Origin of the sequence: Rhizobium sp. MHM7A, assembly GCF_005862215.1 — a bacterium.
Classification (GTDB): domain Bacteria; phylum Pseudomonadota; class Alphaproteobacteria; order Rhizobiales; family Rhizobiaceae; genus Rhizobium; species Rhizobium bangladeshense.
Window position 1 is genome coordinate 197772 of record NZ_VCHT01000010.1, and the last position, 16980, is coordinate 214751.

Genomic DNA, 16980 nt, shown 5'->3' on the forward strand with positions numbered 1-16980 from the left:
CGCCGCTCGGCGCAGGCCTCAGGCGACGATCGGCGGTGCGCGCGCTTGATGTGCCCTGGATACCGCTCGATGAAGCGGAGGTTCGAATGCCGTGAGAGGAGCGCCGATGCACCAGACGGCAAAATCGATGGCAGGGGCGGCGGCAAGGGTAGGCGTTCCGGCGTCGTAGGCGGTCTGCTTCGTCGCAAGCTTGCGTTCGGCGGCGAGCACACCGCGCACGGCATCGCGCGCGCTCAGCTGCTGCGGCTGCGGATCGCGGCCGGAAGAGGAAAGCGTATTGACGGCAGTGGCCGGCGAGACGATGAGATTGCCGCCGAAAAGCAGACCCATATAGGCAAGGATGGCGAAGAGAAGGGAAGCGGCGATACTGCTCGTCAGACGGTGCTGATCCAGCTCCATCTCCTCCGTCCCGGCGATGTCACTCCTGTATCGGCTCAAAAGCGCGCCAATCTCTCATTCTCGTTCCGGCGGAGCAGTGCCCGTCGGGATAATTGTATCAGGCTCCCGCCTGTCTTCATAGGAAACACTCTCATGATGCACTTGAGCCAGCCGGTCAACCATGCCAAGCGCGATTTCGCGTTCGCCCATGATGACGGTGTCGGCGCCGTATTGCTTCAGTTCATCGACCTTGGCGTCGGAATGGGCGCAGGCTTCGATCCCATGCGCTTTCAATTCGCCGATGCGCTTGTCGGAATCCTCGATGACGAGGAAGGGCGTGCCTGACGATTTGAGATTCTGTGCGACGATCTTGCCGACCCGGCCGTAAGCGATGAGGATTGCGTGGCCGGTAAGCGCGCTCGGACGCCGTCGTCCTCCTGAGTGGCACCCGCATCCGCTGCCGAAGCGCGGACGCTGCCGTTTCCTCGTGCCTTGCACCTTCGAGAAGCGGTCGCATGCATCACGGCATCCGTCGTGCGACGGAGGCGCAGCTGCACCTCGCCTTCGAGCAAGGCAGCTTCAGGTTCGTGGAGATAGCAGGTGCGGGCACCGGACTCAGCCTGCCCGAACGGCCAGGCTGAGCCGGCTCAGGGCGTCAGGCAGGCAGCAGAGACTCTGTAGATGTAGAGCGTCTTGCCCTTGTAATAGCCCTTCGTGGGCCGCCAGTCCCTCAGCACTTCGGGCGTTTCGTTGGCGCAGGTAAGTGGGCCATCCGTCAGGAAAAGCACCTTTCCGGCAATGTCGGCGGGCAAGGCGAATTCCTGCTCGTAATAACTCTCCGGAAGGCCCGCGGGCGCCCGCGCGTAGATCCTGTAGGATGAATCGCGCAGCGTATAGAAGAGGTCTGCAACCATATCGCGGTTGTCGGTGACGATGATGTCGGTGCCCGTTTGGCTTGCAAGCGCTCCCGCTTCGCGGCTGACCTCGGCGCGGCCGAGATAGCGCTTCATCAATTCGTCGCCGTTCGGCAGCAACAATTGCTGCGCAAAGATCGTCGCCAGCGGGAAGAGCAGGCTTGCGATGCCGTTGATGGTCAGCGACAGCCTGAGCCCCTTAGGCCAGAGGCGGTAAAGCAACCAGACGGCAAGCAGGGTTCCGGCGACATAAGCGGTGACGGCCCAGTTGGCGTAGGCTTTGGCAACCGTCGCCTGCAGGGTGATCAGCACCACCACCGGCATCGACAGCCAGATCAGCATCTTCTCCCGATCGTCGCTCCTGCGCTTTATCATGCGAAAGACCGCCCAGAGCATGGCGAAAAATACGATCGGGCCGACGACGCCGAATTGGGCGGCGAAGAACTCCAGTCCGCGGCGGAGATTGATGCCGAGGTCGCTCCAATGAGCGATGTCCTGCGTATGGCGTACCGTCGTATTGTCGTGCTGCAGGTTCCACCAAAGGTTCGGCAGGGCGACGACCGCCGCGACCGCGACCGCGACGATGAAATCCCGAATGGAGATGCGCGCCGAAGGAATGAGGAGGAGAGCGATCGCGCCGCCCGGTACGACGAACAACACGGCATATTTCGTCAGGAAGGCGAGGCCGACCCCGAGGCCCATGACGAGCGCCAGTCCGATTGAGCGCCGCTGCGTCAGGCCGAAATAGGCAAACAAGGCGATCGCGATGAAGAACAGCAGTATGACGTCGGTCGAGAAGAACACCGAGGAAAGCGCCACGCCGGGCAGCGTGATGTAGGTGGCGCCCGTCCAGCCCTCGATCTCCGGCCCGACGAAGCGCTTCGCCACCTTCATCAGCACCAATGCTGCGGCCATATGGATCAGCGGCCCCGCGAGCCTGATGAAATAAATGGTGTTGGAGCCGGAGAGTTCGGTCATCGCCCGGATCACCCAAGCGATCATCGGCGGCTTGGAATAGTAGCCGAGATCGAGATTTTGCGACCAGAACCAGTATTGCGCCTCGTCAACAAACAGATCCGTCGCATCGAAATGCAGCGTGACGACGCGCCAGAGCGTGAAGCCGAGAACGATGAGGAGACCAGATCTGGGGGACATGAACCGAGTGTTCCGCTGACATGAAAGGCGCGAGTGCGATTACACCAAAGGCGCCGGACTGCCAACGGGGAATGGGATCGGCCGGCTTTCGGCCAAGAACGGTGTTAGAACACCCGAAGCATGCCGATGTCGCGATGTGCGGCGAGGAAATCGAGGCGGGCGATGGCGACAAGTACGCCCATTGCGATCAAGCAGGAACCCAATCCGAGAACAATCATTGCTCTGTCCTTGCGACGTCATGTCTGGTTATCGACCGGGATATAACACGGAGCTTGCGTGTGCCTTGTAGCAGCCGTGCAACTCCGCGGAAGTATTTCCTGGGAACTGCCTCGAATTGCTGCAAAAGCCCGCGTCGCGAAAGGCTTATTAACTTTCGGGCAAGGAATTAACCATAAACATTGGACTACACGTCGGAATGGGAAGATGTGCTCGTTCCCACCAGGCATGACGCCGTACCGCCGTACCGGGTCGATCCGGTATCCATCTCTTCATACAGCTTCGAAACATAGCTGATCAGGGGCTTTTACCTGCCGGTCATCGCCGGTGGTGAAGACCGGCTCCGCGTTTGCGTTCATCGAATGCTGCAAAGCTTTTTGCCGGGCATTCGCCTGGAAAGTGGGTCGGGGACAGGCGTTGAGGCAGGATATGCCATCAGATCAGGCTCGTGGAGCGCAGGCAGGCAGCTTGCGCGACCGCTTGCGTTTTGCCGGTCTCGATACCGATCAGTGCGAACTGGTGCGCCGTAACCGTCCGGCCCTCGAAGCGCATCTGAAAGCCGGGCTGCGCGATCTCTTCCACAGGTTCCAGTCCTATCCCGACGCTGCGCGCAATTTCGAGAGCGACAGACAGATCGATCGTCTGCATGATCTGCAGTCCTCGCATTGGGACGTGCTGACGGATGCGCGCTTCGACAGCCTCTATGCCGAACGCGTCAAGGTTCTCTCCGATACCGAAAGCAAGATGGGCCTCGACCCGCGCTGGCACGTAGCCGGCCACGGCGTCATGCTGGAACATGTCCTTTCCGGCCTCGCCGAAGAGATCGCCGGCCGCCCTTTGCTGCCCTCGGGCAAGCGCCGCACGCGCGAAATTTCCGATCTGATGACGGCTATCGTCCGCATTGTCATGGTCGACGTGGAAATCGCCGTTTCGCTCCGCTTCAATGCGCTACGGGCTGCCCAGAGCCGCGCGCTCGCCGATCAGCGCGCCGAAAGTGAAGCGGAGATCGCCCGGATCTTCGGCGATGTCATCGAAGGCCTGTCGGCCCGCGACCTGACACGGCGCGCGCCTGTCGACGCCGACGGCGGCTATGCCGGGATTGCCGTCGCCCTGAACGGTGCCCTGGATGGACTACAGGCCGAATTCGCCGCCATTACCGAACGCACAGCCAAGGCCGAGGCGGTGACCACGTCGCTTGCCGGCCTGTCGCGGCAGTTCGCCGGCACGGCGTCCGGCCAGGCGGGCCGGCTGCAGCTTTCCGCCGCGGCCCTTGCCGGCATCGCCGGAAGCGTGCGCGACGGCGCCGCCGACAGCCGCGCTGCCGAACAGGCGGTCGCCTCGACGCGTGTTGCGGTCGAGGAAAGCGGTGAGGTCGTCGGACGCGCGATCAGCGCCATGGCCGATATCGAGCAGTCGGCCGAAAAGATCGGCCAGATCATCGGCGCGATCGACGAGATCGCCTTTCAGACCAATCTTCTGGCGCTGAATGCCGGCATCGAGGCGGCTCGCGCCGGCGATTCCGGCCGCGGTTTTGCCGTCGTCGCCCAGGAAGTCCGCGCCCTTGCCCAACGCTCGGCCGAAGCCGCCCGTGAGATCAAGACGCTGGTTACGACGACCAAGGCGCAGGTTGATGCCGGCGTGCAGATGGTCGGCCGCACACAGGATTCGATCGGCAACATTGTACGCCAGGTCACCGACATCAACGCCGCTATTGCAGGTATCGCCACGAGGACCGGCGAACATGCCGCAAGCCTCGACGGCGTGACATCAGACGTCAAGGGCCTTGGTGCGGAGGTGGCAAGCAGCGCCGGTTTTGCGGAGCGTTCCGCCGAAGGCGCCGATCATCTTCACACGGTCATCGTCGAGCTCGGCCAGACGATCCGCGAATTCCGCATTGCCCGCGAAAAGGCTCATCCAGCGCCTCCAGCGCCGGCTCGCGTGACGCCGCCGCGCGCGGTCGAGATCGCCCGGCCTGTACTGGCAACGGACGAATATGAAAATGACGATTTTGACCTTCCTCGCCCCGTCGCGGGCACCGGAGGTGGGCGGAATGTTTACTAACCTATCGGATTATCGCCCCAGCTCGTCTTTCGGGGCCGGGGAGAAGGGGACAAGGAAAAGCTGATGGTAGCAAAGAAGAGTGGCAAGACGCTGAATTTGACAGCGGTGCTCGACCTCAACGAGGCTTCCGCCTTGCGCGACAAACTCCTCTCCTTCAGGGGCAGCGGTCTTTCGATCGACGCCTCCGACGTCGAACGGATCGGCGCTCTTTGTGCCCAGGTTCTGATGTCCGCCGAGAAGACCTGGGAGCAGGACAAGCAGCCGTTCACCTTCTCAAAGGTGTCCGATGCATTTCAGAAAACCATGCAGCTGGTTGGCCTCGATATAGACCACCTGCTTGCCAAGGAGATTCGGCAATGAAGAAAAAAGTGCTTACCGTGGATGATTCCCGCACCATCCGAAACATGCTGCTCGTGACGCTGAACAATGCCGGCTTCGAGACGATCCAAGCGGAAGATGGCGTCGAGGGCCTCGAGGTTCTCGAAGAATCCAATCCTGACGTCATCGTGACCGACATCAACATGCCGCGTCTCGATGGTTTCGGCTTCATCGAAGGTGTCCGCCGCAACGAGAAATATCGGGCGATCCCGATCCTGGTCCTGACCACCGAAAGCGACGCGGAAAAAAAGAACCGCGCCCGCCAGGCTGGTGCCACGGGCTGGATCGTCAAGCCTTTCGACCCGGCCAAGCTGATCGATGCCATTGAGCGTGTAACCGCTTAAACCCAGGATTTGCTCCTATGGATATGAACGAAATCAAAGAGATCTTCTTCCAGGAGTGCGAGGAACAGCTCGCCGAACTGGAATCCGGTCTCCTGAAAATGAATGATGGCGATCGCGACCCGGAAACCGTCAATGCGGTGTTCCGTGCCGTGCATTCGATCAAGGGCGGCGCCGGCGCCTTCGGCCTCGACGATCTGGTCGCCTTCGCCCATGTTTTCGAGACCACTCTCGATTGCGTTCGTTCCAACAAGCTCGAGCCGACCCAGGACGTCCTGAAGGTGATGCTGAAGTCGGCCGACGTGCTCGCCGACCTGACCAATGCTGCGCGCGACGGCGGCAGCGTCGATGAAAGCCGCAGCCGCGGCCTGGTCAAGGAGCTCGAGGCTTTGGCCAACGGCGAATTGCCGTCTCCTTCGGCAACTGCCGATGCTCCGGCGCCGAAGGCGGCTGCCAAGGCTGCCCCGGCCGCCCCGGCGCCAGCCCCCAAGCCGACAGATGACAGCGGCTTTCAGCCGATTCCCTTTTCCTTCGATGATTTCGGCGACGAGGGGGGCGAACTGCCGGCATACGAGATCACCTTCAAGCCGCGCCACGAACTCTATTCCAAGGGTAATGACGCGACCCTGCTGCTGCGCGACCTCTCGCGCCTCGGCGAAATGACGATCTATTGCAATATGGATGAGCTGCCGGGCCTAGAGGAGCTCGATCCGGAGGCTGCCTATTTCTTCTGGAACGTCACGCTCAAGACGGACAAGGGCGAGGATGCCATCCGCGCCGTCTTCGAATTCGCCGAATGGGATTGCGAGCTGTCGGTGAAGTCGGTCGAGGAGGCAAGTGGCGACGCGTCGAGCAACGAGGAACTGCCGATGGTACCGGTTCCCTTCGACCTGTCGATCCTCGATGAGACCGGCTCGTCGGAAGAGGGGCCCGCCGGTGCGCGGTCCGAAGATACCGCTGCTGCCGTTGCCGCCGCCGAGACTGCTTCCAATGTCACGCAGATGGCGGCAGCCGCCGCCCGAGTCGAGAAGAAGGAATCGGCAGCCGCCGCTGCGGCCGCCGCAAACGCCGCCGCCCAGAACAATGCGGCCGGCGCCGGCCAGACGATCCGCGTCGATCTCGATCGCGTCGACCGCCTCATCAATCTCGTCGGCGAGCTGGTCATCAACCAGGCGATGCTGTCGCAGAGCGTCATCGAGAACGACACAACGGGCACCTCCTCGATCAATATGGGCCTCGAGGAGCTGCAGCAGCTCACCCGCGAAATCCAGGACTCGGTCATGGCGATCCGCGCGCAACCGGTAAAGCCGGTCTTCCAGCGCATGTCGCGTATCGTCCGCGAAATCGCCGATATGACCGGCAAGTCGATCCGCCTCATCACTGAAGGTGAAAATACCGAAGTCGACAAGACTGTCATCGACAAGCTGGCCGAGCCGCTGACCCACATGATCCGCAATGCCGTGGACCACGGCATCGAAACCCCCGAAAAACGCGCAGCCGCCGGCAAGAACACCGAAGGCACGGTTCGCCTCACCGCCAAGCACCGCTCGGGACGCATCCTGATCGAGCTTGCCGACGACGGCGCCGGTATCAACCGCGAGAAGGTCCGCCAGAAAGCCATCGACAACGACCTCATCCCGGCCGACGCGAACCTGTCTGACGAGGAAATCGATAACCTGATCTTCCTTCCAGGCTTCTCGACGGCGGACAAGATTTCCGACATATCGGGCCGCGGCGTCGGCATGGATGTCGTCAAGCGCTCGATCCAGGCGCTCGGCGGCCGCATCAACATCACGTCCAAGCCGGGCCACGGCTCGGTCTTTACCATGAGCTTGCCGCTGACGCTCGCTGTTCTCGACGGCATGGTGGTCACCGTCGCCGGTCAGACGCTGGTCGTGCCACTGACTGCGATCGTCGAAACCCTCCAGCCGGAAGCTTCCGCGATCCACTCCTTCGGCGCCAACCACCGCCTGATCTCGATCCGCAACAGTTTCTGCCCGCTGGTCGATGTCGGCCGCATCCTGAACTTCCGTGCAACTCAGGCCAACCCCGTCGAGGGCGTGGCGCTCCTGGTGGAATCCGAAGGCGGCGGCCAGCGCGCGCTGATGGTCGATGCCATCCAGGGTCAGCGCCAGGTGGTGATCAAGAGCCTGGAAGCCAACTACACCCATGTGCCCGGCATTGCCGCCGCAACCATTCTCGGCGACGGGCGCGTGGCTCTCATCCTCGATGTCGATGCGGTGGTCGGCGCCTCGCGCGGTCAGTCGCTCAAAGCGGAAATGTCGTTGGCAGCGGTAGGGTAAGGGAATGTCGTACGCTGTAAAAAGTCTGAACCAAGGGGACCGCGAGCTGATCGCGTTCCGCATTGGAGATCAGGAATTTTGCGTGAACATCATGTCGGTTCGTGAAATCCGGGGTTGGACCCCGGCGACCACGATGCCGCACTCACCTGCCTATATGCTGGGGGTCATCAACCTGCGCGGCGCGGTACTGCCGATCATTGATCTCGCTGCCCGGCTCGGCATGAAGCCGGCCGATCCCACAGCCCGTCATGTCATCATCGTCGCCCAGGTCCGCCGCAAAGTTGTCGGCCTCCTGGTCGACGCCGTCTCCGACATTCTGACGGTGACCGATGAGATCATCCAGCCGACGCCGGAAATCTCCTCCGACCTCGAGCGCCAATTTGCCCGAGGCATTCTCGCCATCGACCGGCGCATGATCTGCCTGATCGAACTTGAAGCCCTCTTTCCCGAGACCGAAAGCGAAGCCGCATGAATGCAATGGGTGCAAAAGATCAGAGGCAGGGAGCCGATGAGGTGCTGGCAAGCGGAGAATATCCGCTGACGCGCCGCGACCTCACGGAGATTGCCGCTATGATCTACTCGGATGCCGGCATCTTCCTCAACGAGACGAAGGCCTCGCTTGTCTATTCGCGTCTGTCCAAGCACATCCGAAATCTTGGTTTGTCGGGTTTCCGGGAATATTGTGAACTCGTTGCTTCGCCGGCCGGCGCCGCGGCGCGCCGCGAAATGCTCTCGCATCTGACGACCAATTTCACCCGCTTTTTCAGGGAAAACCATCATTTCGAGCATCTGCGCGACCACGTCCTGCCGGAGCTTCTGCAGCGGGCAAGGTCGGGCGGCAGGGTTCGCATCTGGTCGGCCGCTTCCTCCGATGGGCAGGAACCCTATTCGATCGCGCTGACCGTGCTGTCGCTGATGCCGAATGTCGCCGATTACGACTTTAAGATCCTGGCGACTGACATCGACCCGAAAATCCTCGCCATCGCCCGCGCCGGCGCTTATGACGAGAGCGCGCTCGAAACGGTCTCGCCCGCCATGCGCAAGCAATGGTTCAGCGAAGTCGAGGTGCAGGGCCGCCGCAAGTTCCAGGTCGACGACCGCGTCAAGCGGCTGATCACCTACAACGAGCTGAACCTGATGGCGCAATGGCCCTTCAAGGGCAAGTTCGACGTCATCTTCTGCCGCAACGTCGTCATCTATTTCGACGAGCCGACGCAGATGAAGATCTGGCAGCGTTTCGCCGGCCTGCTGCCGGAAGGCGGCCATCTCTATATCGGCCATTCCGAGCGCGTCTCCGGCGAGGCGAAGCACGTCTTCGACAATATCGGCATCACGACCTATCGCTACACGACCAAAGGTCTCGGGAGGAAGGCATGAGCGCTCCGGCACGAGTTCTCGTTGTTGACGACTCGCCGACCATGCGGGGGCTGATTACCGCCGTGCTGAGCTCCGACCCGGAGGTCAACGTCATCGGCCAGGCCGGCGACGCACTGGAAGCGCGCGAGGCGATCAAGCGGCTGAATCCGGACGTCTTGACGCTCGACATCGAGATGCCGAACATGAACGGCCTCGATTTCCTGGAAAAGATCATGACGCTGCGGCCGATGCCGGTCATCATGGTATCCACGATGACGCATCGCGGCGCCGAGGCGACGCTTGCGGCACTTGAGATCGGAGCTTTCGACTGCGTCGGCAAGCCTGGCCCCGGTGAACCCAGGCCCTTCGGCGATCTCGCCGAGAAGGTCAAGGCGGCGGCGCGCACGCAGCGCCAGTTCTCCCAGCCGGCGGCTGCCGTCACGCCTCCGCCCTCCGTCGCCGATTTCCGCGTCGGCCGGAAGATCGTCGCGATCGGTTCGTCCACAGGCGGCGTCGAGGCGCTGATCGCCGTGCTGCAGAAATTCCCGGCAAATTGCCCGCCGACAGTCATCACCCAGCATATGCCGCCGACCTTCACCAAGAGTTTCGCCGAGCGGCTCAACCGTCTCTGCGCGCCGGTGGTGCAGGAAGCGACCGACGGCGCCCGCCTCGAAATCGGCAAGATCTATCTGGCGCCGGGCGGCGAACGTCACCTGCAGGTTGGCGGCGGCTCGGCGCCGTGCTGCCGTCTCGTCGACCGGGCGCCCGTCAACGGTCACCGCCCCTCGGTGGACGTGCTCTTTGATTCGGTCGCGGAACTTGCAGGCCGCAACGCCGTCGGCGTGATTCTGACTGGAATGGGCCGCGACGGCGCGGCCGGATTGTTGAAAATGCGTCACGCGGGCGCCAGAACGCTCGGCCAGAACGAAAAAACATGCGTCGTTTACGGAATGCCAAGGGTTGCTCACGAACTTGGCGCCGTCGAGCAGCAGCTGCCACTGACTGCCATCGGTGAAGAAATCTTGAAATTGACAGCCGCCCGAAAGGAAGGGACCGAATAAATGTCGATCGCGGAGAAAATCAAAGTTCTGATCGTCGATGATCAGGTAACGAGCCGGTTGCTGCTCAGCGATGCGCTGACCCAGCTCGGTTTCAAGCAGATCACATCCGCAGGCGACGGCGAGCAGGGCATGAAGATCATGACCGAACAGCCGCACCACCTCGTGATCTCGGACTTCAACATGCCGAAGATGGACGGCATCGGCTTCCTTCAGGCCGTGCGCACCAACCCGAACACCAAGAAGGCGGCCTTCATCATCCTCACCGCCCAGGGCGATCGTGCACTGGTGCAGAAGGCAGCCCAGCTCGGCGCCAACAACGTGCTCGCCAAGCCGTTCACGATCGAGAAGATGAAAGCGGCCATCGAAGCCGTGTTTGGAGCTCTGAAATGATCACCGAGGGTGCAGCCCGCCGCGTGCACATCATTCAAGGCGAGTACAAGGTTCTGAGCGATCCGAATGCGGTGCTCTCGACCATTCTCGGCTCGTGCGTGGCTGCGTGCCTCAGAGATCCCGTCGCCGGTGTCGGCGGCATGAACCACTTTCTGCTGCCCGGTTCGGCGAATTCGCCGACATCAGGCGGCGATGCCACGCGCTACGGCGTGCATCTGATGGAACTGCTGATCAACGGTCTCCTGAAGCAGGGCGCCCGGCGCGACCGGCTGGAGGCAAAGATCTTCGGCGGCGCGAAGACGATCTCGACTTTCTCCAATGTCGGTGAGCAGAACGCGGCCTTCGCCATGCAGTTCCTGAGGGATGAAGGCATACCTGTTGTCGGCTCCTCCACCGGTGGGGAGCACGGGCGCAAGCTCGAATATTGGCCGGTCTCCGGCCGTGCCCGGCAATATCCGTTGACCGGCGCCGAAACGCAGAGAACGGTCGCTCTCGAGCAGCGTCCCGCCGCTCCGCAGAAGCCCGCCGAAACCAGTATCGAATTTTTTTGATGGCGAGGATTTTGATATGACATTTACTCCGGTGATGGAGCCGCCCGCGCCTGTCGAAGCGCTGAGCGACATTCTGATGCGCATCGTTTCGGAATTGCACGACGTGGCCTATCTGATCGAGCGCATCGAACCGCAGCTCCTCGAACTCGGTGGCGCCGAAATCCTCAATTCGCCTGACGCCATGAAGGTCATGCAGGGCATCGATCTGGCAGTGCAGAAGTCGCGCGGCCTTGCCGAATTCATCGATACCATCACCGGCGAAATTCCGCTCGGCTGGACGGTCGACGTCGCGACCGCGCTCAGTCTTGTCAAGCTGGCTGAGATGCAGAAGGCGCTGGGCGGCGCCACCCGCCATGGCCATTCCCAGCCGCTGAGCAAGGCGGCGGGAGACTTCGACTTCTTCTGAAGCGCGCGATCTCTTCAGCCTCGCTTCTAGCGCCTGAAGTCCTCGTTTGAACCATGTCGTTCTCGCAAAAATCACTGCGCGACATGCTTCAGCCTTTCGCTCCGGCGCGCTCCTCACGAAACGCTCGCACAAGTTTCGCCGATTATTCGTCAGATGAGGCAATAAGCCTGCTTTGTCTTTGACGGATCGTGCGAGAACAGAATGAATCTGTTAAATCAATTAGTTCAGATCTTTAAGAACTTAGGTGCCCTGGGCCGGACACGCCTGATGATTCTGGGGGGTGTTGGCGCCGTTTCCATCGCGATCATCCTTGCGGCTGCCCTTTTCGTCAACAAACCCGCACAAGAAACGCTCTACGTCGGCCTCGAGGCTCCCGATCTCAACCAGATCAGCATGGCCCTTGCCGAAGCGAACATCGATTTCCAGGTCGGCACGGACGGTTCCAGCATCACCGTTCCGGCGGGCATGACGGGCAAAGCCCGCCTGATGCTTGCCGAGCGCGGCCTGCCGAACAGCGCCAATGCCGGTTACGAACTCTTCGACAATGTCGGCTCGCTCGGCCTGACCTCCTTCATGCAGGAAGTGACGCGGGTTCGTGCGCTTGAAGGGGAAATTGCCCGCACTATCCAGTCGATCTCGGGCATAACAGCCGCGCGCGTCCATATCGTCATGCCCGAGGTCGGAAACTTCCGGAAGGCGGAGCAGAAGCCAACCGCCTCCGTGATGATTCGCGCAAGCGCCGCCACCGGGCGAGGCGCAGCGACCTCGATCCGCCACCTCGTCGCCTCGGCCGTGCCGGGGCTCGACGTCGATGACGTCACGATTCTCGATTCCGCCGGCCAGCTGCTTGCCTCCGGCGACGAGACCAGCAATAGCTCGCTGAACCGCTCGCTCAACATCGTCCAGAACGTTCAGCAGGAAGTCGAGTCCAACATCGACAAGGCGCTGGCGCCCTTCCTCGGCATGGACAACTTCCGCTCCAGTGTCACCGCCGACCTCAACACCGACGCCCAGCAGATCCAGGAAACGGTCTACGATCCCGAGTCCAAGGTCGAACGTTCGGTCCGCTCGACCAAGGAAGCCCAGCAGTCGCAGCAGAGGCAGTCCGACAATGCGACGACTGTCGAACAGAACATTCCCCAGGCGGCGCCCGATGCCGGCGGCTCCGGCGGCCCGGAATCGCAGGACAAGTCCGACAAGCGCGAAGAGCAGACAAACTACGAAATCAACAGCAAGACGACGGCGACGACACGCAACAGCTATAAGGTCGAGAAGCTTTCGATCGCCGTCGTGGTCAACAAGGGCCGTATCGCCAAGATGGTCGGCGAGCCCGCCGACCAGGCCAAGATCGACGCCTATCTCGCCGAAATGCAGAAGATCGTCGCTTCGGCGGCCGGCATCGACGCCAAACGCGGCGATGTCGTCACCGTCACGGCCATGGACTTCCTCGAGAATCAGCTGCTCGAAGAGGCCGCCGGCGGTGTCCGCGTCATGGACATGCTGAGCCGCAACCTTGCCGGCATCATCAACTCGCTCGCCTTCGTCGCGGTCGCCTTCGTGGTAGTCTGGATGGGTCTGCGGCCGCTGGTACGCAGCGTCAGCGGCAACGGCGCGGTTCTCGGCGATGCCACGCCCGAAGCGGCAGGCCTCGAACTTCCGGACTTCGCCCCGGCGCCCGGCGCCCCTGGAGGCGCCCTCATGGATGGCTTCGGATCCGACTTCGGCTTCGACAGCACCGAGGATCTGCTCAGCCTCGGCGACGACGACGGCAACTTCAACCGCCGTGTCAAGGAAGGTCCGGAACGCAAGCTTGCCCGCATGGTGGAGATCAACGAGGAGCGCGCCGCCAAAATCCTCAGGAAATGGGCGATCGACGACGCAGCATAAGATAGGGCCGGGAAACCGGCCCTTTTCACGTCGGCACTTGACTTCATCGGGTAACGGAACAGTGCCGGCTTCCGGCAAAACGCCCGCTGGATCTGAAAGGCCGCGACGCGCTTTACCAGAGGCTAATAAATCTGTTGAGCTTCACTCGCGTAATACGCGAATCACGTTGCGGCACAGCCAGAATCACCTTAGCCTCCCAATAGGTTGAGGGGCAAAATCGGCATTCGAATCAGGGCATGGACGTCGGCGAAAGTAAATCCCCAGAAGTCGGAGATGGTACTTTACATCGGCTGGATTACCCTTGGGTGATTCGAAATGGGATTCGAGCGGGACTTGAATTGAATCCTTTGCAGATAAATAGCAGTTGCACAGGGTGTGATCGCCTCTCAGCCGCAGGACGTTGCCAATGGATATGAACATAGTTCTGGCGAGCAAAGGCGAGAGGCAGATGATGAATTTCGCAGGCGCAGTGGCGCCGGCTCTGTTGCCGCGCGACGAGCTGATACAGCGCCTGCACGGCGTCGCCAGCACTGGCAGGTTGCAGTCCGGACTGCGTGCACTGACGGAATATGTCGGTGCCTCGCACTATCTTCTGGCGCGTTGCGATCTCATCCAGGAAAGCGGCCTCGATTTCATCGTTTCCTCGGATTGGCCCTTCGATCTGGTCAAGGAGGTCGCCAATGATCTCGTCAGCGGCTATGCCCGTTCGACCGAGCTGGAAAGATGCATGCAGGTCTTCCAGCCGAACTTTGCGCTTCTGCCCGAAGGCGCCGAAGTGCCGGAGGGCGCCAGCCGCCAATACTGTTCATTGACCTTCAATGTCGGCCGCTCGCGGCTCGCTCTGATGTTCCTGTTCGGCGAAGGCTTCATCCTGTCGCCGGAGCGCCTGCGGGATGTAGGGCTGCTTGCCGGTTATGTCGCGAGCTTCCTTCGCTGCGGGGGCGCAAGGGTCGACCGAGATTTCGAACTGACCGACCGCGAGCTGGAATGCCTGTTCTGGATTGCCGAGGGCAAGACCAGCGACGAGATCGCGATGATTCTCGGAATTTCCCGCAACACGATCAACAACTACATCACCAGCGTGATGCGCAAGACCGCGACCAAGACCAGGTCGGAGGCTATTGCCTTCGCGGTCCGCAACAATCTCGTATAGGGGGATCCATGGGGCAACCATCAAGCAGGGCGATGAACGGTGCCGATCCGCTGCGCATGGTGCGGGTGAACAGGATTTCCAGCCGTTCCGATCTTTTCCCGCGGCTGATCGCGATGCAGAAGCTCGCTGATGCTCAGGGCTTTGCGATCTACCGCCTCACTGGCTCAGGGCTTCCCGCAAAACAGCGGCTTGTCTGCGAGCTCGAGAACTGGGGTCCCTCCAATGCCGGCTTCGGCAAGGCGTTCACCGATGCCTATGGAGACATCCTTCTCGACCATATCGAAAAGTCGCTGCTGCCGCTTTCATGGGCCGGCGCTCACGACCGGGCGGCCCCCGGTCCGTCCGATTTTTCGCCCTTCATGACGCGCCTGAAGGATGGCATCCTGCCTTTCTCCGGCCTTGCCTTTCCGGTGCGGCTCGGCGCCGTCGGCAATGGCTTCATCCTTTTCACTGGCGATGATATCGATCCTTCAAGCGACACCATCGTCGAGTTGCATGGTCGCTGCTGCCACGTCATGATGGATCTGCTCTCTCTCGACGAACGCCGCTCGACCGCCGCCGAAGCGCTGAGCGAACGCGAAATCGCCTGCCTCCAGCTTGCCGGCGATGGCCGTATCAGCGAAGAGATAGCCGAAAAACTCGGCTTGTCCGTGCACACCGTCAATGCCTATCTCGGTTCGGCGACCATCAAGCTCGATTCGGTCAACCGCATCCAAGCAATCGCGAAGGCAATCCGGCTCGGCTATATCAGCTGAACCGGCGCCTGCCGCCCTTCAGAAAGACAGAGTAAAAGCCTGGCTTTGCTGAGGGCAAATCAGCTGGCTAGCGCGCGTGGCGGCTTAACGCTGTAGCGGGCTTGTCGAAGGCTCTTTTCCAGGAATGCGGTATTCTCGTCGGGGTCGTCCGAGGGCTTCTGGAAGGCGATGTGGTTGATTTCGATGCCGGCATGATTTTCGGCAAGGGTAAGCTGGGCGTAGACGGTGACGCCCTGCGGCTTGATTTCCAGGTCGAGAACGACTTCGGGCTTGCCGCCCCACTCCAGCGTATAGTTTCCGCCCAGGCCGAAATTGACCGTGCCCGGATGAAAGAAGAGCTCCGCCGCCGAAGCGACGAGATCGGCCAGACTGCCGTAATACTCGAAGCGCAGCAGTGAAATGAGGTCAGAGGCATCCAGAAGGCGCAGTTCGGTGGCGACCGGGCTGATCGCGTCTGCGAGGATCTTTTCACGCTGGGCAGAGTGAGGGCATTTTTTCATTCGGCTTATCTTACCCGTTTGTTCTTGGCTTCTGCGGCGTAGACCCTGTGTATGAGCTCCGCAACGGCCTTATAGAAGACTGACGGTATGACACTATCGACCGAGACTTGCGCAAACATGGAGCGCGCAAGCGGCGGATCCTCGAACACCGGGATGCCGTTCTGCTCGGCAATCTCCCTGATTTTGAGCGCGATGAGGTCCTGGCCCTTTGCCAGAACCACCGGCGCGTCGTTCTCTTCACGCGCATAGCGCAGCGCCACGGCGTAGTGCGTCGGGTTGGCGATGACAAGCGTGGCGCGGTGTACGTTGGCGATCATGCGCCGGCGCGCGCGGTCGCGCATCAGCGAGCGCTGCCGGCTTTTGACGAATGGGTCGCCCTGCGCCTGCTTGTTTTCTTCCTTCACCTCGTGGCGCGTCATCTTGAGCTCGGTGAACCAGTGATGGCGTGTCCAGAAAAGATCGGCGATCGCAACGATCGCGGTGGCGATCAGCATGACGATGATGATCTTGCGCATCGCTGCCATCATTCGCATGAGGATCGTCTGCGGATCGGAGAACATCGCGTCGATCGAGCCGAGATATTCGCTCCGGAGCACGAAGAATAGAATCACCCCCACGACCACGACCTTGAACAGCGACTTTCCGAACTCGATGAGACCGGGCAAGCTGAAGAGCCGTGACCAGCCCTTGATCAGAGAGACGCGCGAGGCCTGCGGCCTGATGCGTTCAAGCACAGGCGTCGGCAGGTTCTGGAAGATCGAGGAGGCGATGCCGAAGACCATTAACAGGATGAAGGCGGGCGCCAGCAGCGCCGCACAGGCCCAGCCGAGCTTGACGAAGAGCGCCAGAATATCCGGTCCCGTCTCGATTTTCCATTGGTCGGGCTGCTCGAAAATGTCGCGCAGCGTTTCACTCATGCGGCCGACGCTATCGGGAAGGAAGAACACCAGATAGATAAAGGTGGCGAGAATGGTCGCGAAGATCGAAAGCTCGCGCGAAAACGGCACATTGCCTTTTTCCGCGGCGTCGCTTTGCTTTTTCGCGGTCGGGGCTTCTGTTTTGCTGTCCTTGTCATCGTCTGCCAAGTCGCGGCCCTCCGTTGAAGAAACAGGCCGCAGCGAATGCATGCCACCCCAAGCTGGGCAGCGATTTTGGGATGACGAGATGCGTCAAAA

The 16980-nt window shown here is 61.3% G+C and carries 17 protein-coding genes and 2 pseudogenes; 14 read left to right on the plus strand and 5 right to left on the minus strand.

Going from position 1 to position 16980, the window contains the following annotated elements:
* Positions 1 to 18 precede the first annotated feature (18 nt).
* Positions 19 to 399 carry a hypothetical protein gene (locus tag FFR93_RS27700; protein ID WP_138395509.1) on the minus strand — a complete coding sequence of 127 codons (381 nt, stop codon included), beginning with the start codon at positions 397 to 399 and terminating at the stop codon, positions 19 to 21.
* A 54-nt stretch (positions 400 to 453) separates the two neighbouring features.
* Positions 454 to 895: pseudogene (locus tag FFR93_RS27705) on the minus strand (NAD-binding protein); the annotation flags it as partial.
* On the opposite strand from FFR93_RS27705, the pseudogene FFR93_RS41610 reads away from it, so the two are divergent.
* Positions 888 to 1019 (plus strand): annotated as a pseudogene (locus FFR93_RS41610) (transcriptional regulator); the annotation flags it as partial. The pseudogenes FFR93_RS27705 and FFR93_RS41610 sit on opposite strands and share 8 nt — an antisense overlap.
* 6 nt (positions 1020 to 1025) lie before the next feature.
* Here FFR93_RS41610 and FFR93_RS27715 read toward each other — a convergent pair.
* Positions 1026 to 2447, minus strand: coding sequence for a glycosyltransferase family 39 protein (locus FFR93_RS27715; protein WP_138395510.1), 1422 nt, complete (start codon positions 2445 to 2447; stop codon positions 1026 to 1028).
* Between the two features lie 645 nt (positions 2448 to 3092).
* On the opposite strand from FFR93_RS27715, the gene FFR93_RS27720 reads away from it, so the two are divergent.
* The 13 genes from FFR93_RS27720 to FFR93_RS27780 all read left to right on the plus strand — a co-directional run bounded on the left by FFR93_RS27720 (position 3093) and on the right by FFR93_RS27780 (position 15305).
* Positions 3093 to 4724, plus strand: a complete 1632-nt coding sequence (locus FFR93_RS27720) for a globin-coupled sensor protein (RefSeq protein WP_138395511.1) — start codon at positions 3093 to 3095, stop codon at positions 4722 to 4724.
* A 63-nt stretch (positions 4725 to 4787) separates the two neighbouring features.
* Positions 4788 to 5084 (plus strand): STAS domain-containing protein, encoded by a 297-nt coding sequence (locus FFR93_RS27725; protein WP_064709845.1) that lies wholly within the window; start codon positions 4788 to 4790, stop codon positions 5082 to 5084.
* Complete coding sequence (gene cheY1 / locus FFR93_RS27730; RefSeq protein WP_003570362.1) at positions 5081 to 5446, plus strand: chemotaxis response regulator CheY1; 366 nt, start codon at positions 5081 to 5083, stop codon at positions 5444 to 5446. The genes FFR93_RS27725 and cheY1 overlap by 4 nt, the downstream gene beginning before the upstream one ends.
* Before the next feature lie 17 nt (positions 5447 to 5463).
* Entirely contained in the window at positions 5464 to 7746 is a 2283-nt protein-coding gene (locus FFR93_RS27735) for a chemotaxis protein CheA (protein ID WP_138395512.1), read from the plus strand.
* A gap of 4 nt (positions 7747 to 7750) precedes the next feature.
* Complete coding sequence (locus FFR93_RS27740; RefSeq protein WP_138395513.1) at positions 7751 to 8218, plus strand: chemotaxis protein CheW; 468 nt, start codon at positions 7751 to 7753, stop codon at positions 8216 to 8218.
* Positions 8215 to 9123, plus strand: coding sequence for a protein-glutamate O-methyltransferase CheR (gene cheR, locus FFR93_RS27745; RefSeq protein WP_138395514.1), 909 nt, complete (start codon positions 8215 to 8217; stop codon positions 9121 to 9123). Before FFR93_RS27740 ends, cheR begins: the two co-directional genes overlap by 4 nt.
* A complete protein-coding gene (cheB, locus tag FFR93_RS27750; protein WP_138395515.1) occupies positions 9120 to 10163 on the plus strand; it encodes a protein-glutamate O-methylesterase CheB in 1044 nt (347 codons plus the stop codon). Before cheR ends, cheB begins: the two co-directional genes overlap by 4 nt.
* A complete protein-coding gene (locus tag FFR93_RS27755) occupies positions 10164 to 10553 on the plus strand; it encodes a response regulator (RefSeq protein WP_004672258.1) in 390 nt (129 codons plus the stop codon).
* Positions 10550 to 11104, plus strand: coding sequence for a chemoreceptor glutamine deamidase CheD (gene cheD, locus FFR93_RS27760; RefSeq protein ID WP_064709850.1), 555 nt, complete (start codon positions 10550 to 10552; stop codon positions 11102 to 11104). Before FFR93_RS27755 ends, cheD begins: the two co-directional genes overlap by 4 nt.
* A gap of 16 nt (positions 11105 to 11120) precedes the next feature.
* Positions 11121 to 11510, plus strand: a complete 390-nt coding sequence (locus FFR93_RS27765; protein ID WP_064709851.1) for a hypothetical protein — start codon at positions 11121 to 11123, stop codon at positions 11508 to 11510.
* Positions 11511 to 11711: 201 nt separating this feature from the next.
* Positions 11712 to 13397 carry a flagellar basal-body MS-ring/collar protein FliF gene (gene fliF, locus FFR93_RS27770; protein ID WP_138395516.1) on the plus strand — a complete coding sequence of 562 codons (1686 nt, stop codon included), beginning with the start codon at positions 11712 to 11714 and terminating at the stop codon, positions 13395 to 13397.
* A 406-nt stretch (positions 13398 to 13803) separates the two neighbouring features.
* A complete protein-coding gene (locus FFR93_RS27775) occupies positions 13804 to 14550 on the plus strand; it encodes a helix-turn-helix transcriptional regulator (protein WP_064710775.1) in 747 nt (248 codons plus the stop codon).
* Positions 14551 to 14558: 8 nt separating this feature from the next.
* Positions 14559 to 15305: a helix-turn-helix transcriptional regulator gene (locus FFR93_RS27780; RefSeq protein WP_064709854.1), complete on the plus strand. Its 747-nt coding sequence runs from the start codon at positions 14559 to 14561 to the stop codon at positions 15303 to 15305.
* 59 nt (positions 15306 to 15364) lie between these two features.
* Here FFR93_RS27780 and FFR93_RS27785 read toward each other — a convergent pair whose 3' ends face one another.
* On the minus strand, positions 15365 to 15805 hold the full coding sequence (locus FFR93_RS27785) for a hypothetical protein (protein WP_064710776.1): 441 nt from the start codon (positions 15803 to 15805) through the stop codon (positions 15365 to 15367).
* Between the two features lie 5 nt (positions 15806 to 15810).
* On the minus strand, positions 15811 to 16890 hold the full coding sequence (gene flhB, locus FFR93_RS27790) for a flagellar biosynthesis protein FlhB (RefSeq protein ID WP_138395517.1): 1080 nt from the start codon (positions 16888 to 16890) through the stop codon (positions 15811 to 15813).
* Between the last annotated feature and the right edge of the window lie 90 nt (positions 16891 to 16980).

Coding starts and splice junctions, on each gene's coding strand:
- FFR93_RS27700 (WP_138395509.1), bottom strand. CDS start 399: ATGGAGCTGGATCAGCACCGTCTGACGAGCAGTATCGCCGCTTCCCTT.
- FFR93_RS27715 (WP_138395510.1), bottom strand. CDS start 2,447: ATGTCCCCCAGATCTGGTCTCCTCATCGTTCTCGGCTTCACGCTCTGG.
- FFR93_RS27720 (WP_138395511.1), top strand. CDS start 3,093: ATGCCATCAGATCAGGCTCGTGGAGCGCAGGCAGGCAGCTTGCGCGAC.
- FFR93_RS27725 (WP_064709845.1), top strand. CDS start 4,788: ATGGTAGCAAAGAAGAGTGGCAAGACGCTGAATTTGACAGCGGTGCTC.
- cheY1 (WP_003570362.1), top strand. CDS start 5,081: ATGAAGAAAAAAGTGCTTACCGTGGATGATTCCCGCACCATCCGAAAC.
- FFR93_RS27735 (WP_138395512.1), top strand. CDS start 5,464: ATGGATATGAACGAAATCAAAGAGATCTTCTTCCAGGAGTGCGAGGAA.
- FFR93_RS27740 (WP_138395513.1), top strand. CDS start 7,751: ATGTCGTACGCTGTAAAAAGTCTGAACCAAGGGGACCGCGAGCTGATC.
- cheR (WP_138395514.1), top strand. CDS start 8,215: ATGAATGCAATGGGTGCAAAAGATCAGAGGCAGGGAGCCGATGAGGTG.
- cheB (WP_138395515.1), top strand. CDS start 9,120: ATGAGCGCTCCGGCACGAGTTCTCGTTGTTGACGACTCGCCGACCATG.
- FFR93_RS27755 (WP_004672258.1), top strand. CDS start 10,164: ATGTCGATCGCGGAGAAAATCAAAGTTCTGATCGTCGATGATCAGGTA.
- cheD (WP_064709850.1), top strand. CDS start 10,550: ATGATCACCGAGGGTGCAGCCCGCCGCGTGCACATCATTCAAGGCGAG.
- FFR93_RS27765 (WP_064709851.1), top strand. CDS start 11,121: ATGACATTTACTCCGGTGATGGAGCCGCCCGCGCCTGTCGAAGCGCTG.
- fliF (WP_138395516.1), top strand. CDS start 11,712: ATGAATCTGTTAAATCAATTAGTTCAGATCTTTAAGAACTTAGGTGCC.
- FFR93_RS27775 (WP_064710775.1), top strand. CDS start 13,804: ATGGATATGAACATAGTTCTGGCGAGCAAAGGCGAGAGGCAGATGATG.
- FFR93_RS27780 (WP_064709854.1), top strand. CDS start 14,559: ATGGGGCAACCATCAAGCAGGGCGATGAACGGTGCCGATCCGCTGCGC.
- FFR93_RS27785 (WP_064710776.1), bottom strand. CDS start 15,805: ATGAAAAAATGCCCTCACTCTGCCCAGCGTGAAAAGATCCTCGCAGAC.